General features: G+C 60.7%; 1 protein-coding gene. It reads left to right on the top strand.

Annotated elements, in window-relative coordinates; genetic code table 11:
- Positions 1-1,345: IS66 family transposase (gene tnpC / locus AWB67_RS37915; protein ID WP_087660863.1), on the top strand; the 1,345-nt coding region annotated here is incomplete at both ends.

Below are 1,345 nucleotides of genomic sequence, written 5' to 3'. Positions count from 1 at the left end.
GCACTTCGGTCGTAAATCCGAGCAGTTGGAGCGGCAGATCGATCGGCTCGAAACCCAACTCGAGGATCTGGCAACGGGCAGCGGCGTTGCCGATGTTCGCCGTGCACGCGCTCGTGCATCGAGCTCGGGCGTGTCTGCAGCATCCCCGAAGGAAGCCTTGGCGCCCCATCTGCCACGCGAAGAGCACGAGCTCGAGCCCGATTCCATCTGCCCGAAGTGCAACAGCGCCATGGAGTTGCTCGGCGAGGATGTGTCTGAGCAACTCGCGCGCGTCACGGCGATGTTCAAGGTCATCCGCACTATCCGTCGCAAGCGGATCTGCACCGGTTGCGGCCATATCGCGCAACCTCCCATGCCGGGGCTGCCGATCGAGCGCAGCATCGCGCATCCGAGCTTGCTGGCCGAGATCATCGTGGCGAAGTATGCAAACCACACGCCACTGTATCGGCAATCCGAGATCGCGGCGCGCGATGGCGTACGTCTCGATCGGGCCACCATGGCACGTTGGGTCGGGCAATGCGAAGAACTCTGCCGGCTGCTGACTGAAGCCCTGCGTCGCTACACGATGGCGACTGCCAAGCTCCACGCGGACGACACGCCGATCCCGGTGCTTGCGCCTGGGAACAAAAAGACCAAGACCGGTCGATTGTGGGTCTACGTGCGCGATGATCGCCGCTCAGGTTCGAGCGAACCTGCTTCTGTCTGGTTCGCTTACTCGCCGGACCGCAAAGGCATTCACCCCCAGACCCATCTTGCCGGATTCGAAGGCATCCTTCAGGCCGACGGCTATGCCGGTTTCAACGAGTTGAACGAAGGCGGCAAAGTTCGTCTGGCATTTTGCTGGGATCATGCGCGCCGATACTTATTCAACGTGCATGAGACAGCCCCGTCGGACACCACGAAGCAATGGCTCGACATGATTGGCGAGTTTTACGGAATCGAGGCTGATATCCGCGGCAAACCGCCGGATGAGCGGCGACGCGTCAGGCAAGAAAAGAGCAATCCATTGCTCGCGGCCCTCGAAAGGTCGATGAGGGAGAAACGTGCGACGCTTTGGCCAAAGGCACCGCTGGTCGAAGCGATCAACTACTCTCTGAATCGCCGGGACGGGCTCACACTGTTCTGTGATGACGGCTGCGTCGAAATCAGCAACGTGCTCGCCGAAAATGCTTTGCGCTGCGTGGCCCTCGGCCGGCGCAATTTCATGTTCGCTGGCTCTGACAGCGGTGGCGAGCGAGCCGCCTCAATGTATAGCCTGATCGGCTCGTGCAAGTTGAATGGTATCAACCCGCGCGCCTACCTGGAATATGTCCTTACGCACATCGCCGATCACCAGGCCAATCGC

Origin of the sequence: Caballeronia terrestris (assembly GCF_001544515.1) — a bacterium.
GTDB classification, from domain to species: Bacteria; Pseudomonadota; Gammaproteobacteria; order Burkholderiales; family Burkholderiaceae; genus Caballeronia; species Caballeronia terrestris.
This window is presented reverse-complemented; position numbering and strand designations above follow the sequence as displayed.